Origin of the sequence: Nocardioides bruguierae (assembly GCF_023554635.1) — a bacterium.
GTDB lineage: Bacteria > Actinomycetota > Actinomycetes > Propionibacteriales > Nocardioidaceae > Nocardioides > Nocardioides bruguierae.
This window is the reverse complement of the sequence record NZ_JAMJPH010000003.1, coordinates 386,913-410,518: the sequence shown is the minus strand read 5'-3', so window position 1 is coordinate 410,518 and position 23,606 is coordinate 386,913. Positions and strand designations below refer to the sequence as shown.

Here is a 23,606-nt window from a genome sequence, read left to right as displayed (position 1 = left end):
CGGCGGCCCGTGACGACGGCTGCGCGACGACGGGACCACCCTGACGCACCTGCGGGCGGCCGGCCGGACCCCTCCGGGCCGGACTCCTGCTGAGGCGTCCGTCGCAGCGTAGGCCGGGGTCTGGACACCTCGGTGGCACCACGGCGCGGATTACCCCATTTGCGGGACGTGCCATACCCCGGTCGGTATGTTGCTGCGCGAGCGACACCCACGTGGACCGAAATACCTGGTCAGCGGGGGTGCAGCGGTCTCCGTGCGACGTTGCCGGAGTGGTGGCTCGGAACACCCGTGACCGCGTAGCCGCTCAGGCTTCAGGTGTACCCGGAACCCTTGCTCGTGACCGGTCGGAAACACCCTCGACACGCGGTCTGACCTGCGATTCCGCGAAACCTGACAGCCCCTGTGCCGCTGTTACCGAAGCGTGGACCTGCTGTTGCCGGACGGGGCATCCGCGGTCATTACCTTCAGGTTGACGAAATCCTGGGGTCACCCCTCGCCTCAGGCATCGGAAAGGGTTTGGACCAGATGACTGTTCAGGTGACCAACAGCCAGCGGAAGCGGAAGTCCGTGGGCTCCGCGTGGCTGGGCGTGCTCACGACGCTGCTCATCTTCGTGGCGTCCTTCGCGTTCTTCCTCATCGCCCCGATCGCGATGCTGCTCGGGGCCCTCCTCGTGCACACGCTGATCATGGCCAGGTCGAAGGCGAAGTCCGGCCGCGCGTCGACCGCCGGCTCCGGCGTGGGCGCCGGGTTCGGGGCGGGTGCCCAGTGACGACCTCCATCCACCGCACCGGGAGCCGTCGTCTGACCGACGGCCTCGAGAGCGCCGCGGCCACCCTGCTGCCCGAGGGCATCTGCCGCACCTTCCGCGTCATGCCGTACGCCTCGCAGGACGGCGAGGTCCTCGTCGCCGCCGCGGACGCCGACGACGAGATCACCCTCCAGGTCGTCTCCGAGCGCATCGACGCCCCCGTCGTCCTCGTGCGGCACACCGCCAACGAGATCGTCGCCGCCATCGACGAGACCTACCCGCCCGTCGAGGACGAGCTGGAGACGGTCGAGGAGCGCCGCACGCGCGTCCAGATGGCCCAGATGCTCACCCGCAGCGGGCTGATCACCAACGAGCAGCTGCAGGACGCGATGCTCCAGCACGCGCGCAGCGGCGACGCCCTGGGCGAGATCCTGGTCGCGAACAGCGCCATCTCCGAGGACATCCTCGTGGCCGCGCTCTCCGAGATCCACCAGATGCAGCGCGTCGGCCTGCGCGACTTCACCCCCGACATGGAGGTGGCCCGCCGGCTGCCCGAGCCGATCGCCCAGCGCCACCAGGTGCTGCCGGTGGCGGACGCCGACGGCACGCTGCTCGTGGCCGTCCAGCGCCCCATGGACGCCGAGCTGCTCGAGGAGGTCGAGGAGGCCGTCCAGCAGCCGGTGCGCCAGCTGCTGGCCAACCGCGTCGACCTGGACGAGCTGATCCAGAAGGTCCACGGCGACCACTACTCCGAGCTGGCCACGTCCTTCCTGATGGAGAACGCGCCCGAGATCTCCGCGCACAAGGTGTTCTCCACGGGCCAGAAGGTCGTCGGCATCGGCTTCCTCGTGCTGGTCGCCGTGTTCATGGTCGTCAGCCCGATGAACACCCTGATCGCCCTGGTGGGTCTCGCGAGCGCCATCTACCTGGTCGTCTCGGTCTACAAGTTCCGCCTGACCCTGCGGGCCCTGGGCACGCACCTGGAGATCGAGGCCACGCCGGAGGAGATCGCGGCGCTGGACGAGCGGACGCTGCCGATCTACACGATCCTGGTGCCGCTCTACAAGGAGGGCAACATCGTCAAGCGCCTCGTGCGCGACATGAACGCCCTGGACTACCCGCGCACCCGCCTCGACGTGAAGCTCCTCTGCGAGGAGGACGACGTCGAGACGATCGACATGATCAAGAGCATGGAGCTGCCGCCGCACTTCCACTGCGTGGTGGTGCCGGACTCCCTGCCGAAGACCAAGCCCAAGGCCTGCAACTTCGGCCTCCAGGTGGCCCGCGGCAAGTACTGCGTCATCTTCGACGCCGAGGACCGGCCGGACCCCGACCAGCTGAAGAAGGCGATCATCGCCTTCCGGCAGACCGCGGACAACGTCGCCTGCGTGCAGGGCAAGCTGAACCACTTCAACCAGGACCAGAACCTGCTCACCGCGTGGTTCGCCAACGAGTACTCGATGCACTTCGAGCTCGTCCTGCCGGCCATGGGTGCCGCGGAGCAGCCGATCCCGCTGGGCGGCACCTCCAACCACTTCAAGACCTCGATCCTGCGCGAGCTGGGCGCCTGGGACCCCTTCAACGTCACGGAGGACGCCGACCTCGGCATCCGCCTGCACCGCGAGGGCTACCGCACGGCGATGATCGACTCCACGACGCTGGAGGAGGCCAACTCCTCGGTGCCGAACTGGATCCGCCAGCGCAGCCGCTGGAACAAGGGCTACTACCAGACGTGGCTGGTCCACATGCGCAACCCGATCGGCCTCATCGCCAAGATCGGCCTGAAGGACTTCATCTCCTTCAACCTGACGATGGGCTCGGCCTACGTCCTGCTGATGAACCCGATCTTCTGGTCGCTGACCACGCTGTTCGTGTTCACCCAGGCCAGCTTCATCCAGGCCCTGTTCCCCGGCCTGGTCTTCTACGTGGCCTCGGCGATGCTCTTCGTCGGCAACTTCGTCTTCATCTACCTCAACCTCGCCGGCTCGCTGCAGCGCGGTGAGTTCGGCATCACCAGGACCGCGCTGCTCTCGCCTCTGTACTGGGGCCTGATGAGCTGGGCGGCCTGGAAGGGCTTCCTCCAGCTCTTCACCAACCCCTTCTACTGGGAGAAGACCGAGCACGGCCTCGACGAGGAGGAGGTGCACTGATGAGCGCCACCGTGCAGCCGGCGATCGTCACGAACGCCGCCCGTCTCGCCGGGATCGTGCAGGCCGTCGGCCGCCGCTCCCTGGACGTCCCCCGCCGCCGGTGGGAGAGCGTCCTGGTCCTCGCCGTGACCACGATCGTCTACTCGTGGTTCGGCTTCCGCGTCGTCGCGCAGCAGCACGTCGTCAGCTACGAGGTGCTCGACCGCCTCAACCGCGCGCTGATGATCTGGCACAACAACCCGGCCAAGCTCTCCGCGATCGGCTTCGACTACCCGCCGCTGCAGACCCTCCTGGTCTCGCCCCTGGCGATCTACCGGTTCGGGGTCGACTTCCTGGCCGTCATCCCGGTGGCGTCCGCGTTCTTCGCGGGCCTGCTGATGATGTTCCTGAACACGATGATGCGCCGCACCGGCGTCCCCGCGATGCTCCGCATCGGCGGCCTGGCCGCGCTCGGCCTCAACCCGCTGTTCGCGCTCTACGCCTCCACCGGCGGGCCGCTCATGATGTGGCTGGCGTTCCTGCTGGCCTCCGTCGGCGCGGTCTACGCCTGGTACATCACCGCGGACGTCCGCTTCGTGATGATCGGCGGGCTGGGCTTCGCCGTCGCCGGCCTGGCCGGCTACACGACGCTGATGTACTTCCTGCTGGCCGCCATCGGCATCGGCGCCATCCTCGCCCACCTCGGCGCGGACGGCGACGAGGTCGAGGGCACGATGGTCGGATTCGCGGCCCCGGCGATCTACGTGGTCGCCCTGTGGACCGGCTTCAACCTGCTGCTGCTGAAGAACCCGATCCACTGGATCACCTCCGCGGCCCCGACCAGCGACGCGATCGAGCAGTTCACCGTGCTCGGCCTGCTGCGCTGGACCGGCGAGCTGGTGCTCTACGGCGCCCCGCTGGCGATCGTGGTGCTCCCGGCGCTGTTCTTCGTCGGCCTCAGCAAGAACAACCCGTTCGCGGTGCTGCTCGGGCTGATGCTGACGCTCTCGGTGCTGACCCCGGCGATGACCGTGCTGCTCGGGCTCACCGACTCGCCGATGGCGATGGAGAACGCCGTCCCGATCCTGGTGATGTCCGTGATCGGCGCGCTGTGGCTGGCCCGCTCGGCCGGCGAGGGCGTGACCGCGATCAGCGGCCTGGTCGTCCTGGCGCTGGTGGCCAGCATCCCGTGGACGTTCCAGGGCATGCGCACCTACAAGTACCAGGCCCTCGAGATGGTCTTCACCGACGCGGTGCTGACCGGCGAGAGCCAGGAGGGCGCCACCACCCGCGGCGGCCAGACCGTCGCCCTGGACCCGTCCCTGGAGATGGGCCAGTTCATCCAGGACCTCGACGTCCCGGAGGGCGCGGTGCTCACCGACAACGCCGCCACCTACGCCGTGATGCTGTTCAGCGGCGAGCCGGAGCTGTTCCTCGACCGGATCGACCAGTCCGACGGCCCGTGGCTCGAGGCCGCCCGCGACCCCGCCGCCTCCGACGTCGACTGGCTGCTGGTCACCACCGACGGCGACGACCTGCTCACCGAGCAGTACTCCGAGGTCGGCTTCGAGGGCCTGACGCTCTACCACGAGAACGACGAGTACCGCCTGTACTCCGTCCCCGAGGGCTTCACCGGACTGACCACCGTCGGGAGCTGACATGATCGACAACCGCGCCCGCATCCAGCCGCCGCCGACCCTCGAGGACATCCTGTCCGTGGGTCGCGCGGACCGCATCGGTCAGGTCGACTTCACCCTGCGCCTCGCCCAGGCGAGGGAGCAGGCCGAGGCCGCCTCCGAGGTGGCCGACGCCGAAGCCGCCGAGCCCACCGGGCCCGCCCCGGAGGCCGTGGCGGCGCCCGCGCCCGTGAGCAGCCCCGTCACCAGCCCGGCCGACGGCCCGCAGCTCCACGCCCCCGACGTGGACCTCTTCGCCGCTCCCGTGGCGGTCCCCTCCCCCTCGCCCGAGGTGCCGAGCGCGGCGTCGGTCGACGCCGAGCCGGTGACGGTGCAGCGGCGCCGGGGGCGCGGACGAGGCGAGCGGACCGGGTCCGTGCAGGCTGCTGCCCCGGCCCCCGTGTCGAGCCCCGTGTCGAGCCCCGTGTCGAGCCCCGTGTCGAGCCCCGTGTCGAGCCCCGTGTCGAGCCCCGTGCCCGTCGTGGAGGACTCCGCGCGGGTGCTGTTCCAGGCCGCGCCGGTGGCCCGTCGGGCCGAGCCGGCGACGGTCGAGCCGACTGGGACCGAGACCGCTGGGACCGCCGAGGCGGTCGAGGCCGTCGAGCCGGTGGAGGCTGCCGCCGAGGCGGCCGAGGCTGAGGTCGAGGTCGAGGTCGAGGTCGTCGAGACTCCGCGCCGGGGTGTCGTGCCCGAGGGCCTGGCGATCGCCGGACCGGCCGACTTCCTGGAGGCGGCCACCTGGTCGGGCCCGGTGGCCGAGCACGTCGCGCCCGAGCCGGTCTCCGCCGTCGAGGAGGACCTCGTCTGGGCGCCCGCCGCCCGGGCCGCCCAGGAGTCGGTCGAGGTGCCCACCGAGAGCTCCGAGCCCGCTCCTGCCCCCGAGGCCGAGACCCCGGTCGCCGTGCCGGTCGCCGAGCCGGTCGCCGAGCCGGTCGCCGTGCCGGTGGTCGAGCGCCCGAGCCTCGCGGTGCGCGCCGCGCGCCGCCCGGTCCCGCGGCCGGAGCCGAAGTCGGTCGCGGTCGACCACGACGCCGAGGCCGAGCGCCGTGCGCTCGCCGAGGAGAACCGCCGTCAGGCGGTCGCGCGGGCCCAGAGCGTCGCGCACCCGTACCGTCCCGCGCCCCGTGCCGGGCGGCCCGTGGAGGCCGGCGACGTCAAGCCCCCGACGGCCGCGGCCCTGCGCCGCTCCGCCGCCCAGCGCACCGCCGCGCAGAAGACCGCCCAGCCCGCCCCCACCGAGGTGCAGGCGGAGGTCGAGCACGGCCACGGCACGGACCAGCCGCGGCCCGCCCCCGCCGGCCCCCGCGCGCCCTGGCCCGCGGCCCCCGCCGGCACGGCACCGCGCGCCGAGGAGCGCCCCGCCACGTCCGCCCGCCCGGTGCCGCCGCGCGCCACCGCGCGGCCCGACGCGGCCTCGCCGTCGTTCCAGCAGCCGACCGAGCGCCCCGTGGGCGTCCCGGCGCCGGAGCACACGGTGTACGAGCAGCACACGACCCACGAGGAGCACAGGGACCTGCGGCCCGCCGAGGAGACCGCACCGGCCGGACGCCTCCGCCCCGTGCCCAGCACCTGGGAGGACACCCGCCGCGCGGCCCAGCGTCCGCTGCCGGCCGACCCGTGGGGCGCCCTGCTCGACGAGACCGCCCGCACCCGGCCCGGCCAGGCCGACCCCTGGTGGTCCGTGGACGACGAGGCGGGCCACGACACGGCCCACGACAAGGGGGACGGGGCACGCGACGGCGCCTGGGAGGAGGCCGAGGACACCGGCTACGCCGCGTTCGACACCGACGCCCTCGAGGCCCCCGCGACGCCGGCCGCCCACCAGCCCCCGGCAGCCCACCAGCCCCCGGCAGCCCACCAGGCCCACCAGGCCCACCAGCCGACCCACCAGCCGACCCGGGCCCGCAGCGTGGTCGAGGCCCGCCAGGCCCAGCGCGAGGCGACCCGCGCGAGCCGCCAGGCCGCCGCGGAGGCGGCCGCCGCCGGCGAGGCGTTCGTCTCGGCGACGCTGGCCGGGCTCGGGATGGGCGAGACCTCCATCGACGTCAGCGTCGACGACGTGGCCCGCTCGGTGATCGCCCGCATGCAGGCGGCCCAGCAGGCCACCCAGCTCCACCTGGAGGCCATCGAGCTCGAGGCGGCACGCCGCTGCGAGCTGGTCACCGCGCAGGCCGAGCTCGACGCCGAGCTCATCCGCCTGAACGCCCGCCGGGAGGCGCACGCGCTCCTCAACGGCCCCCGCCGCGGACCCGTCCGCGGCCCGCGTCCCGACGACGCCACCCTGCGCCACCTCGGCGCGGTCTCCGCCCGGTTCGCCGAGCACCTGGAGCAGCTCGACCCCACCGACCTGGACGAGGAGCGATGAAGACCCTCACCCGCCCCGGCCGCCGCACCGGCGCCGCCGCCGCGATCGTGACCCTGGCCCTCGTCGCCGCCGCTTGCGGCGACGGCGACTCCGACACCGCTGCCTCCCCCGACGCCACCGTCACGGTGACCGCGGCGGCCAGCAGCGACGACTCCGACACCACGGGCGGCGACGCCACCACGGAGCAGCGCTTCTTCAACGACGCCTCCGTGTGGAACACCCGCGCCGACGACCTGGCGGTGGACCCCCGCAGCGACCGGATGCTCAGCCTGGCCATGACCCGCATCGGCTGGGAGGAGAAGCGCAACGGCCAGTTCGTGCGCGTCGTCAACGAGGTCACCGACCCGCTGTGGATCAACACGGTCGAGTGGACCGTCCCGGTCGTCGCCGGCGGCACGCCCACCGAGGTCACCTGCCGGCAGAAGACCTGCGGCGACGGTGACGACACCATCACGCTCGACATCCCCGAGGACGTCGACCCCTACCCGGAGTACGACGGCTGGTACACGATCCTGGACACCCAGAACTCGGTGGCCTACGACCTGTGGCGCGCACGCCGCGAGGACGACGGGTCGATCTCGTACCACTACATGAAGAAGTGGAACCTGGACGGCTCCGGCTGGCAGACCGCCGGCGAGGTCTCCGCGCGCGGCTCGGGCCTGCCGCTGTTCGCGGGCCTCATCCGGCCCGCCGAGCTGGAGACGGGCACGATCGACCACGCCCTCGCCATCGCGGTGCCGGCCCCGTCGTCCGACTTCTACGTCAGCCCCGCCTCGTCCACCGACGGCAACGGCCGTGCGGCCTCGCTGCCCATCGGTGCGCGCATCCGGCTCAAGGGCGACGTCACCTTCCGCGCCCCCCGCGACGCCGACGGCAACCGGATCACGCTCACCGCGGACCAGAAGCGGTACGCCGACGCGCTGGTCCTGGCGCTGCGCACCTACGGCGCGATCGTCGTCGAGCGGGCCGAGGTGCCCACGCTCTACGCCCAGCGCGACGTCACCGCCGACCTGCTGACCGGCCAGGAGCTCCAGGGCCTGACGCTGGACGACTTCGAGGTCACCACGGTCGGCAAGAAGTACCGCTACCCCACCCCCGAGAAGGTCGCGGAGTCCGCGGCCGGCACCGAGGGCGCCACCGCCTCCGCCACCGCGGACGCGTCCACCACCGAGTCCGCCGGGAGCAACTGATGCGCCGCCGCACGACCCGCACCGTCGCCGCCACCTCCGCCCTCCTGGCCGGCGCCGGCCTCCTCGGCGCGTGCTCGACCGACTCGGGCAGCACCGACCTCGTCGCCGACGCCCAGGCCACCGCCACCGTGACGGTCGCCCCGTCCACGCCCGTGAACCCCACCGAGGCCGCCTACGAGGCGCTCCCGACGCTGCCCGACCAGACGGTCACCGTGGAGGGCATCGACAACGGCCTGACGAACTTCGAGCGGCTGGCGTTCAACACCGACACCGGCGGCGAGAACGACACCGACACCATCGTGGACCGCAAGGTCAGCGACACCGACCTGGCGTTCCAGCGGCTCTGCTCGGGCCAGATCGACGTCGTCGACTCCTACACGACGCTCACCCAGGCCCAGTACGACGCCTGCGCGGCCAACGGCCTGGACCTGGTCCAGATCGAGGTCGCCGCCAACGCCCTCGTCGTGGCCATCAAGAACGAGACGGACGTCGGCGGCGACTGCGTCAGCCTCGAGCAGCTGGCCGAGATCTACCGGGCCGGCTCGCCGGTGACCAGCTGGGCCCAGGTCGGTGACAACTTCGACGACGTCGACCTCACCGCGCTCGGCGCCCCCTACGGCGACTCCCGCTTCACCTGGTTCGGCCAGGCGGTGCTCGACACGACCAAACCGGCGCGGGTCACCGTCCGCTCCGACTACGTCAGCTACGACACCGACCGCGAGACCCGGCTCAGCATCGTCGGCAACGACCGCGACGAGCGGCTCGCCTCGCAGGAGCGCACCTACACCCGGCAGCGCCAGCAGCTGGCCACCTACATCAAGCAGCAGACCGGCGTCGTCCGTGACGCCCGTGCCGAGCTGCGCACCGCCCGCTTCGAGGTGAAGAAGGGCATCCGCACCGGCCGCGACGCCGAGACCCGGGCCGCCGACCGCGCGCGCCTGGCGGAGGCCAAGCGCTCGCTGGCCAAGGCCGAGGCCTCCCTGCTCAGCCTCAAGGCCCAGGAGCGCACCGCGGCGCGGCAGCTCACGGTCAGCAAGGCCGCGCAGAAGCGGATCGACGCCCTGACCGGGCGCGTGGGCTACTTCGGGTTCTCCTACTACCAGGTCTTCGAGAACGAGCTCCGCCCGTTCGAGGTGACCCTCGACGGCACCGAGAACTGCGTGTTCCCGAGCCCGGTCACGATCACCAGCGGCGAGTACCCGCTGTCGCGGCCGTACCTGCTCACCACCACGCAGCGCTCCCTCGAGCGCGAGGAGGTGCAGGACTTCCTCCTGTACTACCTCGACAACGCCAAGGCCGACCTCCAGACCACCCAGCAGAACACGGGCCTGGACGAGGCGGGGCAGCTCGTCGTCGTCACCGACGACCAGATCGCCACCCAGCGCCGCTGGGTGACGGGCCGCGAGGAGCCGGAGTACCTCGAGCTCGAGGGCGACACCGTCACCACCGGGTCCGGGTCCGGTTCCGGCGACGGGGCCGCCGCGGACGCCACCAGCTCGGCGACGACCACCGCCTCGCCGTCCGCGACCGCGACGGGGTCGGCCGGCCAGTAGCCGACCCGCCCGACCGTGATGCACCACCGCTGCACCGACCACCCCCGACGCCGCCCCGCGGCGCCGGGGGTGGTCGCGCTCGTCCTGGCCGTCCTCCTGCCGCTCCTCGGCGGCCTGGGCGGCGGCGCCGCGGCAGGCGCCGACGGCACGCTCAGCCCCGCGGCGCAGGCCCACGCCTCGTCCGAGGCCACCACCGACGCCACCTCGGCGGCGAGCGCCACGGACGGCGCCTCCGCCCGCACCGCCGCGCGCCGCGACCTGCGCACCTCCACCCTGCTCGTGCGCTGGCGCGGCAACCGGGGCGAGCGACAGGACTCCGTGACCGTGCCCGGGATCGGCGTCCTGACCGCCGTGTGCCGGCCGAACAACACCATCCTGCGGCTGCGGCCCTACCACCGCAGCCCCGAGACGCAGATGTGGCTGGCCAAGCACCAGAACAAGCGCGGCAAGGACACCGTGGCGGTGAAGACCGTGCGGATCTACCGCTACGCCACCGCGGACGACGACGGCACCGGCGGCACCGGCAAGCAGGCCCACGAGGGCCTCAACCGGGCCACGCCCGTCGAGGGACGCTCCTCCGGCTTCGCCCACGGCGTCATCAGCCAGCGGCGTGGCCGCCAGGCCGAGGTCGGCCGGTCGAACACGCTGCCCGTCTCGTCCCTCTACCTGGAGTGGTACTGGGAGGGTTTTCGACGCAAGGACGTGAAGCGGCAGTACTGCCGGGTCAAGGCCACCGTCACCACGCGCACCGACGAGGTGCTGGGTCTCTCCTGGCACGGCGAGGACGACGGCGCCCCGCGACGCCAGGTGGTCGACCTCGGCGCCGCCGGCAGCGTCCGGTTCACCTGCCGCGAGTCCGTCGACGGCTCCGACCCGGTGCAGGAGGTCACCTTCTACCCCTCCGAGGAGACCGCGGCGGCCATCGCCGAGGCGCTGGCCGACGAGGACCCCGACACCGACGGCCCGTGGGTCGGCACCTACGTCGAGCGGATCGAGGCCGAGGGCGACGTGCGCGACCACGTGGTCGTCGAGGAGGCGGAGTACGACCCCGTGGCCGGGCTGGTGCCGCCCGTCCAGCTGCCCGAGAACGGCATGCTGCGGATCTGGTACTACGCCGACGGGGCCGTGCGCACGCTGATCGTCTCCAGCTACTGGATCGTCAACGACACCGACCCAGCCCTGAACCTGTGCGAGGTCGCGGCGGCCCGCTTCTGACCGGCGGCCCGGCGTCTGCTCAGGCGGGCCCGGCGTCGGCGCGCAGGGCCGCCAGCACCACGTCCAGCACCCCCACCTCGCCGTCCAGCACGTCGGTGACGGGGTGCCAGGCCGCCTCGTCGGTGGTGCCGTCCTCCTCGGCGACGGCGGGCTCGTCCCCGGCGGTGAGGGTGGCGGCGTAGACGAGGTGGACGCCGTGGAAGTCCTCGGTGCGCCCGCTCGGCGCGGTGCCGGTGAAGTGGGTGTCGTGCACCGTGAGCAGCCCCGCCGGGGCGACCTCCAGGCCGGTCTCCTCCCCCACCTCGCGCACCAGCGCCGTGGCCGGGTCCTCCCCGTGCTCGACCCCGCCGCCCGGCAGCGTCCAGGCACCGGGGTGCGCGCCGCGCGCGGAGACGCGGGTGAGCAGCACCCGGTCGTCGCGGCGCAGCAGCGCGTAGGCCGAGAGCCGCTGGTGCCGGACGACGGCGTGGCCGGCGAGCGCCTCGCGCACCAGCGCGTCCACGGGCACGCGGCCGGCCAGCACGTCGGCGAGCGGCAGCCAGGCCGCGTCCCGGGTGCTGCCCCCGACCTCGACGGTGCGCGGGGCGGGCGAGTCCCGGGGCACCCAGCCCTCGAAGACCATCCGCACGTGGTGGAAGTCCCTGCGCCGACCGTCGGCCCAGGTGGCGTCCGGCCGATGCTGGCTGATCACCCGGTTCGTCTCCCCGACCGTGACGGACAGCCCGGTCTCCTCGTGGACCTCGCGGACCACGGCCTCGCGGGGGTGCTCGCCGTGCTCCACCCCGCCCCCGGGCAGCGTCCACAGGTCGTCGGGCCGGATGTGGCTCGCGACCAGGCTCAGCAGCACCTGCTCGCCACGCAGCACCAGGGCGTAGGCGGCCAGGCGCTGCACCTGCGGCGGGGTCTGACTCTGGTCGTCGGCCTCGTCGTGCTGCTGCTCGCTCACGCGCCCAACCTACGGGGCGCGGGCGTCAGCGCGTGCCCCACCCGCGGTCCACGACCCCGGGCGGACGACGGTCCAGCAGCGTGGCCTCGGCCGGGCCGAGCCCGCCGCCGCCCAGGTGGGCCGGGTAGGTCGGGTCGCTCTCGCCCGGCCGCGGCCGGTGCGAGGGCAGCCGCTGGAGCCGCGTGAGGGTGCCGTCGAGCACGGCGCCGAGCGCCCGGGTGGTGGCCGCGTCGTCGGCACCGGGTGCGAGGGGCTCCCCGAGCACGACGTCGACGACGGCGTGGCGGCGCGGACGCGGCAGCGCCGGCCGGTCCTCGGGGTGCCGCTTGACCGGCCACAGGCGCTGGGTGCCCCACAGCGTCAGCGGCACCAGCGGGGCGCCGGTGAGCCGCGCGAGCGCCGCGGCGCCCGGCATGAGCCGCTCGACGGTGTAGGAGTGGCCGAACCCGGCCTGCCCGAAGACGACGACCGCCTCGCCGTCGTCCAGGAGCCTGCGGGCGGCGAGCAGGGCGGCCGCCGGGGCGGCGAAGTCGACCGGCACGTGCCCCATCGTGTCCAGCGCCCGGCCCAGCGGTGCCCAGCCCCAGAACGAGCCCCGGCACAGGAAGCGGGCGTAGCGGCCGCGCTGGAGCAGCGCGTGGCCGGCGACGGCGAAGTCCGGGAACGCGTGGTGGTTGCCGGCGATCACCACCGGCCCACTGGTGGGCACGTGCTCGAGCCCGGTCCAGCGCTCCTGCACCGCCAGGGAGCCCAGCAGGCGGTGCCCGGTGCGGGTGACGGCGTCGTAGACCCGCTCACCGCCGCCGGCGCGGCCGCCGGCGACCGGGCAGGCGTCGGCGCGCACCGTGCGGCCCGCTCGTGTGGTCATCGCGCGGGCTCAGGAGAAGGGCGGACGGTCGTCGAGGCGGACGGAGCCCTTGCCGGCCACTCGCCACAGCCGAGCCGCGGCGTCGCGGTCCTCCTCGGTGACCAGGTTGCCCATCCAGCGCAGGGCCAGGGTCATCAGCGCCGTGGACCGCATGCCGGCCGGACCCATCCGCGGCAGCACCCACGGCACCGTCACGAAGCCGGCGAGGCGGCGGGCGATGGAGAAGGCCTCGCCGTAGTGCTCGCGCAGCAGCGCCGGCCAGGCCGACGCGAGCCCGTGGGCGTCGGGGCCCAGGTCGCCCAGCAGGGACGCCACGAACCGGCCCGTCTCCAGGCCGTAGTCGATGCCCTCGCCGTTGAGCGGGTTGACGCAGCCGGCGGCGTCGCCGATCAGCGCCCAGTTCGGGCCGGCGACGTTGCTGACCGCGCCGCCCATCGGCAGCAGGGCGGAGGTCGGCATCCGCAGCTCCTCGCCGAGGCCGAACTCCGCCCGACGCTGGTCGGCGTAGAAGGCCATCAGCGGCTTGACCGCGATGTCGGCGGGCCGCTTGGCCGTGGCGAGCGTGCCGACGCCGAGGTTGACCTCCCCGGTGCCGAGCGGGAAGACCCACCCGTAGCCGGAGAGCACCTGCCCCTCCTCGTCGCGCAGCTCCAGGTGGGAGCTGATCCAGGGGTCGTCGTGCTTCTCGCTGGTCACGTAGCTGCGCCCGGCCACGCCGTAGACGGTGTCGCGGTGCCACTCCCGGCCCAGCACCTTGCCCAGGGGCGAGCGGACGCCGTCGGCCACCACGAGGCGACGGCAGGCGATCTCGAAGCGCTCGGCCTCGGCACGGCCGCCGTCCCCTCGTCGCTCGAGGACCACGGCGGCCACCCGGCTCCCGCTCATGCGGACGTCGACGGCGCGGGCGTCCTGGACGTCGACCGCGCCGGCGTCCACCGCCACCTGGCGGAGCCGGTCGTCGAGCTCGGTGCGCGGCACGGCGCTGCCCCAGTCGGGCAGGTGACCGCCGGGCCACGGCAGGTGCAGGGTCTGGCCGAAGCCGTGCGCCCGCAGGCCCTGGTTCACGGTGCGCCCGCGGAGGAAGTCCTCGAGCCCCAGCTGTGCCAGCTCGTGCACGGCGCGCGGGGTCAGGCCGTCACCGCAGGTCTTGTCCCGCGGGAAGGTGGCCGCGTCGGCGAGCACCACGTCCACGCCGGCGCGGGCCAGCCAGGCCGCCGCCGCCGAGCCCGCCGGACCTGCCCCGACCACCAGCACGTCGGTCTCGGTGGGGCGGGCGGTCACGGCGGCGCTGCTCACGTCCCCGATTCTGGCAGGTGCGCCCAGTCGGGAGGTCATACGGGGGGACGTCAGACGGGGCGGACGTCCACTCCCTCGGATGGATGACGTCCGCGCCCGCACAGGGCTCCGGACGCGGAACGGCCCCGCCCCCACCGGAGTGGGAGCGGGGCCGTTCGCAGGTGACGTCAGTTCTGGTAAGAGATGATCTCGACGCGGAAGGCCCCGCTCGCGCAAGCGCGAGCGGGGCCTTCCTTGCTCGATCTGGCTCCTGGTGACCAGACCTAGCGCTGCGCGCTAGTTCTGGTAAGAGCCAAAGTCGAAGTCGTCCAGCGCGACGGCCTGGCCGCCGGTGCTGCCGAACTCGTAGTCGTAGGAGTCGTACCCGGTGACCGAGTAGGCCGAGGCACGCGCCTCCTCGGTGGGCTCCACCCGGACGTTGCGGTACCGCTCGAGGCCGGTACCCGCCGGGATCAGCTTGCCGATGATGACGTTCTCCTTCAGACCGCGCAGCGAGTCGCTGCGGCCGTTGATGGCCGCGTCGGTGAGCACGCGGGTGGTCTCCTGGAAGGAAGCCGCCGAGAGCCACGACTCGGTCGCCAGCGAGGCCTTGGTGATGCCCATGAGGACCGGACGGCCCGAGGCCGGCTTGCCGCCCTCGGAGACCACGCGACGGTTCTCCTCCTCGAAGAGGGTCCGGTCGACCAGGTCGCTCGGGAGCAGGTGGGTCTCGCCCGACTCGATGACCGTCACGCGCCGCAGCATCTGCCGCACGATGATCTCGATGTGCTTGTCGTGGATCGACACGCCCTGCGAGCGGTACACCTGCTGGACCTCGCCCACCAGGTGCTCCTGGGCCCGACGGACACCGAGGATGCGCAGGACGTCCTGCGGGTCCGGGGTACCGACGGTGAGCATCTGGCCGACGGAGACGTGGTCACCGTCGGAGACGAGCAGACGCACACGCTTGGAGACCGGGTACTCCTGGACCTCCGAGCCGTCGTCCGGGGTGACCAGGACCTTGCGGGCCTTGTCGGTCTCCTCGATCTCGACCCGACCGGCGGCCTCGGTGATCGGGGCACGGCCCTTGGGGGACCGGGCCTCGAACAGCTCGACGACGCGGGGCAGACCCTGCGTGATGTCGGACGCCGACGCGACACCACCGGTGTGGAAGGTACGCATGGTCAGCTGCGTGCCGGGCTCACCGATGGACTGGGCCGCGATGATGCCGACGGCCTCGCCGATGTCCACGAGCTTGCCGGTGGCCAGCGAGCGGCCGTAGCACTTCGCGCAGGTACCGGTGCGGGCCTCGCAGGTGAGGACGGAGCGGAGCTTGACGCTCTCCACGCCGGCCGCGATGAGCTCGTCGATCTTCACGTCGCCAAGGTCGCCGCCCGCCTCGACCAGCACCTCGCCGGTCTCGGGGTGGGTGATCTCGGTGGCCGAGCACCGGGCGTAGGCCGAGGTGTCGACGTTCTCCGTGGCGACCAGGGCCCCGGACTCGGTGCGCTCGGCGATGACCTTGGGCAGGCCGCGCTCGGTGCCGCAGTCCTCCTCGCGGATGATCACGTCCTGGCTGACGTCCACCAGACGACGGGTCAGGTAGCCCGAGTCCGCGGTACGCAGGGCGGTGTCGGCCAGACCCTTGCGAGCACCGTGGGTGGAGATGAAGTACTCCAGGACCGAGAGGCCCTCACGGAAGTTCGCCTTGATCGGGCGCGGGATGATCTCGCCCTTCGGGTTGGCCACCAGACCACGCATGGCGCCGACCTGACGGATCTGGTTCATGTTTCCGCTCGCACCGGAGTGGACCATGATGTAGATCGGGTTCGTCGGGTCGAAGGCCTTCTCCATCGCGTCACCGACGCGGCGGCTGGCCTCGGTCCAGATCTCCACGAGCTCCTGACGGCGCTCGTCGTCGGTCATCAGACCGCGCTCGAAGTCCTTCTGCACCTTCGCGGCCTGCTTCTCGTAGCCCGCGAGGATGCCCGGCTTGTCGTCCGGGGTCGTGACGTCGTCGATGGAGACGGTGACGCCGGAGAAGGTCGCCCAGCGGAAGCCGGCGTCCTTCAGCGCGTCCAGCGACGCCGCGACGACGACCTTGGGGTAGCGCTCCGCCAGGTCGTTGACGATCTGGCCCAGCTTCTTCTTGCCGACCTCGCCGTTGACGTACGGGTAGTCGATCGGGAGCAGGTCGTTGAACAGGATGCGGCCGAGCGTGGTCGGGAAGACCACCGCCTCGCCCAGCTGACCCTCGACGCCCTCCGGCGGCACCACGTCGTCCTGGCGGACCTTGATGGTGCTCTGCATGGAGATCTCGCCGCGGTCGAAGGCCATGACGGCCTCGGCCGGCGACGCGAAGGCGCGGCCGTCGCCCTTCTGCTCACCACGGTCGGAGGTGAGCCAGAACAGGCCGATGATCATGTCCTGCGAGGGCATGGTCACCGGACGGCCGTCCGACGGCTTGAGGATGTTGTTCGTCGACAGCATCAGGATGCGGGCCTCGGCCTGCGCCTCCGCGGAGAGCGGCAGGTGGACGGCCATCTGGTCACCGTCGAAGTCGGCGTTGAACGCGCCGCAGACGAGCGGGTGGATCTGGATGGCCTTGCCCTCGATCAGCTGCGGCTCGAAGGCCTGGATGCCGAGGCGGTGCAGCGTGGGCGCACGGTTCAGCAGCACCGGGTGCTCGGTGATGACCTCCTCGAGCACGTCCCACACCACGGGGCGGGCGCGCTCGACCATGCGCTTGGCCGACTTGATGTTCTGCGCGTGCGACAGGTCGACGAGGCGCTTCATCACGAACGGCTTGAACAGCTCCAGCGCCATCTGCTTGGGCAGACCGCACTGGTGCAGCTTCAGCTGCGGACCCGACACGATGACCGAGCGGCCCGAGTAGTCCACGCGCTTGCCGAGCAGGTTCTGACGGAAGCGACCCTGCTTGCCCTTGAGCATGTCGGACAGCGACTTCAGCGGCCGGTTGCCCGGGCCGGTGACGGGACGACCGCGGCGACCGTTGTCGAACAGCGAGTCGACGGCCTCCTGGAGCATCCGCTTCTCGTTGTTGACGATGATCTCGGGCGCACCGAGGTCGAGCAGCCGCTTGAGGCGGTTGTTGCGGTTGATCACGCGGCGGTACAGGTCGTTGAGGTCGGAGGTCGCGAAGCGGCCACCGTCCAGCTGCACCATCGGACGCAGGTCCGGCGGGATGACCGGGACGGCGTCGAGCACCATGCCGATCGGCTGGTTGCCGGTCTTGCGGAAGGCGTCGACGACCTTGAGGCGCTTGAGGGCGCGGACCTTCTTCTGGCCCTTGCCGGTCGCGATGGTCTCGCGGAGGTTCTCGACCTCGGCCGCGATGTCGAAGTCCTGGAGGCGCTTCTGGATCGCCGCGGCGCCCATGTGGCCCTCGAAGTACTTGCCGAACCAGTTCTTCATCTCCCGGTACAGCAGCTCGTCGCCCATGAGGTCCTGGACCTTCAGGTTCTTGAAGGTGTCCCAGACCTCCTCGAGGCGGTCGAGCTCACGCTGCGCCCGGTCGCGGAGCTGCTTCATCTCGCGCTCGGCGCCGTCCTTGACCTTGCGCTTCTGGTCGGACTTCGCACCCTCGGCCTCGAGGGCCGCGAGGTCGGTCTCCAGCTTGGCGGCCCGGTCCTCGAGGGACTGGTCGCGCCGGCGCTCGAGACGCTCACGCTCCAGGCCGACCTTGCCCTCGAGGGAGGTCAGGTCGCGGTGACGGGCGTCCTCGTCGACGGAGGTGATCATGTAGGCCGCGAAGTAGATGACCTTCTCGAGGTCCTTCGGGGCCAGGTCGAGCAGGTACCCCAGGCGCGACGGGACGCCCTTGAAGTACCAGATGTGGGTCACGGGCGCGGCCAGCTCGATGTGGCCCATGCGCTCGCGACGCACCTTGGAACGGGTCACCTCGACGCCGCAGCGCTCGCAGATGATGCCCTTGAAGCGCACGCGCTTGTACTTGCCGCAGTAGCACTCCCAGTCCCGGGTGGGACCGAAGATCTTCTCGCAGAAGAGGCCGTCACGCTCGGGCTTGAGCGTGCGGTAGTTGATGGTCTCCGGCTTCTTGACCTCGCCGTGGCTCCACTGGCGGATCTCGTCGGCGGTGGCCAGGCCGATCCGGAGCTGGTCGAAGAAGTTCACGTCGAGCACGGTGGCTGATGTCCTTCGTTAGAACGGAATGTTGCTGGGTGAAGGGGACTGAGGGTGGTGCCGGGCGGGAGTCTCACCCGCCCGGCACCTCACCGGCTCAGACTTCCTCGACGCTGCTGGGCTCGCGGCGGGACAGGTCGATGCCGAGCTCCTCGGCGGCGCGGAAGACGTCCTCCTCCGCGTCACGGAGCTCGATCTGCGAGCCGTCCTGGCTGAGCACCTCGACGTTCAGGCAGAGCGACTGCATCTCCTTGACGAGAACCTTGAACGACTCCGGGATGCCGGAGTCCGGGATGTTCTCGCCCTTGACGATGGCCTCGTAGACCTTCACGCGGCCGGGCACGTCGTCCGACTTGATCGTGAGCAGCTCCTGGAGGGCGTAGGCGGCGCCGTACGCCTCCATCGCCCAGACCTCCATCTCGCCGAACCGCTGGCCACCGAACTGGGCCTTACCGCCCAGCGGCTGCTGCGTGATCATCGAGTACGGGCCGGTGCTGCGCGCGTGGATCTTGTCGTCCACCAGGTGGTGCAGCTTCAGGATGTACTTCATGCCCACCGCGACCGGCTCGGGGAACGGCTCGCCGGAGCGGCCGTCGTAGAGCTTGGCCTTGCCGGTCTCGTCGATCAGACGGTCGCCGTCCCGGTTCGGCAGCGTCGCGCCGAGCAGGCCGGTGATCTCGTCCTCGAGCGCGCCGTCGAAGACCGGGGTCGCGAGCTTGGTGTTCGGCTCGGAGGTCTCCAGGCCGATCCCACGCAGGCGCTGCTTCCAGGCGGCGTCGTCCGGGGCGCCGGACAGGTTCAGGTCCCAGCCCTGCCGGGCCAGCCAGCCCAGGTGGAGCTCGAGGATCTGACCGATGTTCATGCGTCGCGGCACGCCCAGCGGGTTCAGGATGACGTCGACCGGGGTGCCGTCCTCCATGAACGGCATGTCCTCGATCGGCAGGATCTTCGCGATGACGCCCTTGTTGCCGTGACGACCGGCGAGCTTGTCACCGACGGAGATCTTGCGCTTCTGGGCCACGTAGACGCGGACCAGCTGGTTGACGCCCGGGGGCAGCTCGTCGCCGGCCTCGCGGTCGAAGACGCGGACGCCGATGACGGTGCCGGACTCGCCGTGCGGGACCTTCATCGAGGTGTCGCGCACCTCGCGCGCCTTCTCGCCGAAGATCGCGCGGAGCAGGCGCTCCTCGGGGGTCAGCTCGGTCTCGCCCTTGGGGGTCACCTTGCCGACGAGGATGTCACCGGTGGAGACCTCGGCGCCGATGCGGATGATGCCGCGCTCGTCGAGGTCGGCCAGGCCCTCCTCGGAGACGTTCGGGATGTCCCGGGTGATCTCCTCGGGGCCGAGCTTGGTGTCGCGGGCGTCGACCTCGTGCTCCTCGATGTGGATCGAGGTGAGCAGGTCCTCCTGGACCAGCCGCTGCGAGAGGATGATCGCGTCCTCGTAGTTGTGGCCCTGCCAGGGCAGGAAGGCCACGAGGAGGTTGCGACCCAGCGCCATCTCGGCGTCGTCGGTGCAGGGGCCGTCGGCGATCGGCGAGCCGACCTCGACGCGGTCGCCCTCGGAGACCAGCGGGCGCTGGTTGATCGAGGTGCCCTGGTTGGAGCGACGGAACTTGGCCATCCGGTAGGAGGAGTAGGTGCCGTCGTCGTTGAGGGTCTCGACCAGGTCGGCCGACACCTCCTTGACGACTCCGGCGGCCTCGGCGGTGACGACGTCACCGGCGTCGACCGCGGCGCGGTACTCGATGCCCGTGCCGACCAGCGGCGCGTCGCTGCGGATCAGCGGGACGGCCTGACGCTGCATGTTGGCGCCCATGAGCGCACGGTTGGCGTCGTCGTGCTCGAGGAACGGGATGAGGGCGGTCGCGACCGACACCATCTGGCGCGGGGAGACGTCCATGTAGTCGACCTCGCCGGCCAGGAGCTCGGAGACCTCACCGTCGCGCTGACGGACCAGGACGCGCTCGTTGACGAAGCGCCCCTCCTCGTCCAGCACGGCGTTGGCCTGCGCGATGACGAAGTGGTCCTCGTCGTCCGCCGTCAGGTAGTCGACCTGGTCCGTGACCTGGCCGTCGACGACCTTGCGGTACGGGGTCTCGACGAAGCCGAACGGGTTGATCCGGCCGAAGGAGGCCAGCGAGCCGATCAGACCGATGTTCGGACCCTCAGGGGTCTCGATCGGGCACATGCGGCCGTAGTGCGACGGGTGGACGTCGCGGACCTCCATGCCGGCGCGGTCGCGGGACAGACCACCCGGGCCGAGCGCCGAGAGGCGACGCTTGTGCGTCAGGCCGGCGATCGGGTTGGTCTGGTCCATGAACTGCGAGAGCTGCGAGGTGCCGAAGAACTCCTTCAGCGCCGCGACCACGGGGCGGATGTTGATCAGCGACTGCGGCGTGATCGCCTCCACGTCCTGCGTGGTCATGCGCTCGCGGACGACGCGCTCCATGCGGGCCAGGCCCGTGCGGAGCTGGTTCTGGATCAGCTCGCCGACCGTGCGGATGCGACGGTTGCCGAAGTGGTCGATGTCGTCGGGCTCGATGCCGAGGGCGCCCTGGGGGGCCTCCAGCTCGGTGCGGCCGTCGTGGAGGGCCACGATGTAGCGGATCGCGGCCACGATGTCGTCGACCGTCAGCGTCTGCTGGTCGAACGCCTCGACCAGACCGAGCTTCTTGTTGATCTTGTGGCGGCCGACCTTCGCCAGGTCGTAGCGCTTGGGGTTGAAGTAGTAGTTGTTCAGCAGCGTCTGCGCGGCCTCGCGCGTCGGCGGCTCGCCCGGGCGGAGCTTGCGGTAGATGTCCAGCAGCGCCTCGTCCTGGTTGGACGTGTTGTCCTTCTCCAGGGTCAGCATCATGGACTCGTACTCGCCGAACTCCTCGCGGATCTGCTCGTTCGTCCAGCCGAGGGCCTTGAGCAGCACCGTGACGTTCTGCTTGCGCTTGCGGTCGAGGCGGACGCCGACGAGGTCGCGCTTGTCGACCTCGAACTCCAGCCACGCACCGCGGCTCGGGATGAGCTTCGCGGAGTAGATGTCCTTGTCGGACGTCTTGTCGGCGGCGCGCTCGAAGTAGACGCCCGGGCTGCGGACCAGCTGGGAGACGACGACGCGCTCGGTGCCGTTGATGACGAAGGTGCCCTTGTTGGTCATGAGCGGGAAGTCGCCCATGAAGACCGTCTGGCCCTTGATCTCACCGGTGTCGTTGTTGGTGAACTCGGCGGAGACGTAGAGCGGGGCGGAGTAGGTGAAGTCCTTCTCCTTGCACTCGTCGACGGTGTACTTCGGGTCGTAGAAGACCGGGTTGTCGAACGAGAGCGACATCGTCTCGTTGAAGTCCTCGATCGGAGAGATCTCCTCGAAGATCTCCTGGAGACCGGACTTCTCCGACACGTCCTCGCCTGCTTCGCGGCGGCGGTCGACCACCGACAGCCACTTCTCGTTGCCGATCAGCCAGTCGAAGCTGTCGGTCTGCAGGGCGAGGAGCTGGGGAAGAGCCAGGGGCTCGGAGATCTTTGCGAACGAGGTGCGACGGGAGTTACCAGAGGTGGCAGGCGCAGCCAAGAGTCATCCTTCGACAGGTCAGCTCATCGAATGGCGCCACCCCCCACTCAGAGAGCCACCGGGCAGGCTGTCGAGCATTTGAGGGCAGGCGCAAAGCGCAACAGTACCCGAACGCACGACGCCCCACAACATCGAGGAGGGGGGCCCGGTAGCCCCGTCGGAAAGATGATGCGGGCACCGGGCACCCCGGTCAAGCAGTTCGGCCGAATGGGCGCGCCGTGTCCTGACCGCGACGACGCCCCGCCGGCGCCCCGCCGGCGCCCCGCCGACTCCCCGCCGGCGGGCCGCGAGGTCGGTCCGGCGGCCGGCTCGGAGGTCAGTCCGCCAGGGGTGTCGTGGTGATGTCGTCGACCAGCCACTGGCCGTCGTCGAGCACCATCGTCAGCGTCAGCTGGTCCTGGTAGACGTCCGGCTGCGTGGTCGAGGCGTTGGTGCGCTGCCGGTTGGCGAACACGAGCACCTGGACGCGGTCGTCCCCCACCCGCACCAGCGCGGAGTCCACGACCTCGACCGGCCCGACCACGGTCTGGGAGGTGGGGGCGTTCTCCTCCAGCACCGCGAACAGCTGGTCGTAGGTCTCGGTGTAGTCGGCGGTGAGGTAGGTCCGCGCCCGGGCGCCGTCCTCCTCCATCGTCCGGTAGTCGTAGGACAGGACGGGGCCCACGGCCCGCTCCGCCGCCGCCTGCGCGGCCTGGGCGTCGGCCTCGACCGTGCCCGCGTCGCCGGTGATGACGCGGTGGTGCGGCTGCGCCGCCACCGCGACCGTGCCGCCCACGCTGAGCGCCGCCAGCAGGGCGAGCACCGCCAGCAGCCAGGCCGGCACCAGCCGGCCCGACGCCGCGGACGCGGGCTCGGACGCCGGCTCGGACGCCGACTCGGGAACGGTGTGCGGCTCCGGTGGCGCCGCCTCGTCCAGCGGATCCACGGGCTCCCCCGCGGCCGGCGCGAGCGACGCGTCGTAGGCGGCGCGGCGCTCGGGGTCCAGGAGCGTCTCGGCGGCCTCGGTGGCGAGCTTCGCCCGACGGTCGCCGGGGTCGAGCTCGGCCAGGGCCGCCCGCCAGGCGGCGCGCACGTCGTCCGCGCTCGCGCCCGGCTCCACGCCGAGGACGTCGTACCAGGTGGGCCCGCTCATCGGCTGCTCCCCCCGTCCGTGCTGCTCCCGTCGGTGGTGCTCCCGTCGGCGCCGGCCCCGTCGTCCGCGCTGCCGTCGGTGGTGACGCCGGTGCCGGTGACCGGGCTGAAGGCGTCGACCAGCCACGCCCCGTCGACGAGCCGCAGGGTGACCTCGACCCGGTAGGTGGCGGGCTCGTCGGAGACCCGCTCGTCCCCGTCGCCGGGGTACGTGTTGGTGAACTCGCCGGCCACCAGCGCGGTGGCCTCGTCGTCGGCCAGCTCCGAGACACCGACGGCGTGGACGGTGGTGGTGCGACCCAGCCCCGCCTGGGCCACGGTGGCCTCGGCGATCTGCACCTGGTCGTCGAACTCGGCCGCGAAGCCGGGCGTGAGCAGCGAGGACACGCCGTCGCGGTAGTCGGGCATGGTGCCGTCGTCGGCGAGGTCCTCGGGGCCGTAGCTGTTGACCCGCGTCATCATCGTGCGGGCCACCTCGGCCACCTCGTCGCGGCGGACCTGGACCTCGTTGCGCCCGGTGACCAGCGAGGAGACCCGGTCGCCGAGGGGCTCGGTGTCGGGCGTCCTGGTCAGGAGCAGCCAGGTCAGGACCGCGCCCGAGCCGATGATCAGGAGCACGAGGTCGACGAGCAGGAAGCGGCGCACCAGCAGGGCGGCGCGGGTGGGCGCGGGCCGCTGCTCGGGGGGCTGCTGGTCGGGCTGCACGGTGAGGTCCTCCTCGGACGTGCGGGTGGGTGCGGTCCGGGTGGAGGCCCGGGAGCCGGTCTGGGTGGTGGTCATGG

General features: G+C 71.8%; 14 protein-coding genes. 7 read left to right on the top strand and 7 right to left on the bottom strand.

The annotated features are described in order from the left end of the window. Positions 1 to 525 precede the first annotated feature (525 nt). The 7 genes from M8316_RS04235 to M8316_RS04205 are packed head-to-tail and all read left to right on the top strand — an operon-like array spanning position 526 to position 10,878. Positions 526 to 771 (top strand): hypothetical protein, encoded by a 246-nt coding sequence (locus M8316_RS04235; RefSeq protein ID WP_250052290.1) that lies wholly within the window; start codon positions 526 to 528, stop codon positions 769 to 771. Beyond that, on the top strand, positions 768 to 2,900 hold the full coding sequence (locus M8316_RS04230; RefSeq protein WP_250052289.1) for a glycosyltransferase: 2,133 nt from the start codon (positions 768 to 770) through the stop codon (positions 2,898 to 2,900). Before M8316_RS04235 ends, M8316_RS04230 begins: the two co-directional genes overlap by 4 nt. Next, entirely contained in the window at positions 2,900 to 4,537 is a 1,638-nt protein-coding gene (locus M8316_RS04225) for a hypothetical protein (RefSeq protein ID WP_250052288.1), read from the top strand. Before M8316_RS04230 ends, M8316_RS04225 begins: the two co-directional genes overlap by 1 nt. A 1-nt stretch (position 4,538) precedes the next feature. Beyond that, entirely contained in the window at positions 4,539 to 6,920 is a 2,382-nt protein-coding gene (locus M8316_RS04220) for a hypothetical protein (RefSeq protein WP_250052287.1), read from the top strand. Beyond that, positions 6,917 to 8,110, top strand: coding sequence for a hypothetical protein (locus tag M8316_RS04215; protein ID WP_250052286.1), 1,194 nt, complete (start codon positions 6,917 to 6,919; stop codon positions 8,108 to 8,110). The genes M8316_RS04220 and M8316_RS04215 overlap by 4 nt, the downstream gene beginning before the upstream one ends. After that, entirely contained in the window at positions 8,110 to 9,663 is a 1,554-nt protein-coding gene (locus M8316_RS04210; protein ID WP_250052284.1) for a PstS family phosphate ABC transporter substrate-binding protein, read from the top strand. The genes M8316_RS04215 and M8316_RS04210 overlap by 1 nt, the downstream gene beginning before the upstream one ends. Before the next feature lie 15 nt (positions 9,664 to 9,678). Continuing rightward, positions 9,679 to 10,878 carry a hypothetical protein gene (locus M8316_RS04205; protein ID WP_250052282.1) on the top strand — a complete coding sequence of 400 codons (1,200 nt, stop codon included), beginning with the start codon at positions 9,679 to 9,681 and terminating at the stop codon, positions 10,876 to 10,878. A gap of 19 nt (positions 10,879 to 10,897) precedes the next feature. Here M8316_RS04205 and M8316_RS20435 read toward each other — a convergent pair whose 3' ends face one another. The 7 genes from M8316_RS20435 to M8316_RS04165 form a co-directional block, all read right to left on the bottom strand. Further along, positions 10,898 to 11,824: an NUDIX hydrolase gene (locus M8316_RS20435; protein WP_308195952.1), complete on the bottom strand. Its 927-nt coding sequence runs from the start codon at positions 11,822 to 11,824 to the stop codon at positions 10,898 to 10,900. A gap of 25 nt (positions 11,825 to 11,849) precedes the next feature. Next, positions 11,850 to 12,692 carry a lysophospholipid acyltransferase family protein gene (locus M8316_RS04190; RefSeq protein WP_250052280.1) on the bottom strand — a complete coding sequence of 281 codons (843 nt, stop codon included), beginning with the start codon at positions 12,690 to 12,692 and terminating at the stop codon, positions 11,850 to 11,852. 9 nt (positions 12,693 to 12,701) lie between these two features. After that, complete coding sequence (locus M8316_RS04185) at positions 12,702 to 13,988, bottom strand: geranylgeranyl reductase family protein (protein WP_250052278.1); 1,287 nt, start codon at positions 13,986 to 13,988, stop codon at positions 12,702 to 12,704. A gap of 276 nt (positions 13,989 to 14,264) precedes the next feature. Further along, the gene (locus M8316_RS04180) at positions 14,265 to 18,131 is read right to left on the bottom strand and encodes a DNA-directed RNA polymerase subunit beta' (RefSeq protein ID WP_250052276.1); all 3,867 of its coding nucleotides are present in this window, start codon (positions 18,129 to 18,131) and stop codon (positions 14,265 to 14,267) included. Positions 18,132 to 18,228: 97 nt separating this feature from the next. Further along, the gene (gene rpoB / locus M8316_RS04175) at positions 18,229 to 21,693 is read right to left on the bottom strand and encodes a DNA-directed RNA polymerase subunit beta (RefSeq protein WP_250052274.1); all 3,465 of its coding nucleotides are present in this window, start codon (positions 21,691 to 21,693) and stop codon (positions 18,229 to 18,231) included. A 316-nt stretch (positions 21,694 to 22,009) separates the two neighbouring features. After that, on the bottom strand, positions 22,010 to 22,825 hold the full coding sequence (locus M8316_RS04170; protein WP_250052271.1) for a J domain-containing protein: 816 nt from the start codon (positions 22,823 to 22,825) through the stop codon (positions 22,010 to 22,012). Further along, entirely contained in the window at positions 22,822 to 23,604 is a 783-nt protein-coding gene (locus M8316_RS04165) for a hypothetical protein (RefSeq protein ID WP_250052269.1), read from the bottom strand. The genes M8316_RS04170 and M8316_RS04165 overlap by 4 nt, the downstream gene beginning before the upstream one ends. Positions 23,605 to 23,606 lie beyond the last annotated feature (2 nt).

Excerpts from the sequence above, each read along its gene's own strand:
- M8316_RS04170 (WP_250052271.1), bottom strand. The coding sequence starts at position 22,825 with ATGAGCGGGCCCACCTGGTACGACGTCCTCGGCGTGGAGCCGGGCGCG.
- M8316_RS04215 (WP_250052286.1), top strand. The coding sequence starts at position 6,917 with ATGAAGACCCTCACCCGCCCCGGCCGCCGCACCGGCGCCGCCGCCGCG.
- M8316_RS04220 (WP_250052287.1), top strand. The coding sequence starts at position 4,539 with ATGATCGACAACCGCGCCCGCATCCAGCCGCCGCCGACCCTCGAGGAC.
- M8316_RS04165 (WP_250052269.1), bottom strand. The coding sequence starts at position 23,604 with ATGACCACCACCCAGACCGGCTCCCGGGCCTCCACCCGGACCGCACCC.
- M8316_RS04225 (WP_250052288.1), top strand. The coding sequence starts at position 2,900 with ATGAGCGCCACCGTGCAGCCGGCGATCGTCACGAACGCCGCCCGTCTC.
- M8316_RS04210 (WP_250052284.1), top strand. The coding sequence starts at position 8,110 with ATGCGCCGCCGCACGACCCGCACCGTCGCCGCCACCTCCGCCCTCCTG.
- M8316_RS04190 (WP_250052280.1), bottom strand. The coding sequence starts at position 12,692 with ATGACCACACGAGCGGGCCGCACGGTGCGCGCCGACGCCTGCCCGGTC.
- M8316_RS04235 (WP_250052290.1), top strand. The coding sequence starts at position 526 with ATGACTGTTCAGGTGACCAACAGCCAGCGGAAGCGGAAGTCCGTGGGC.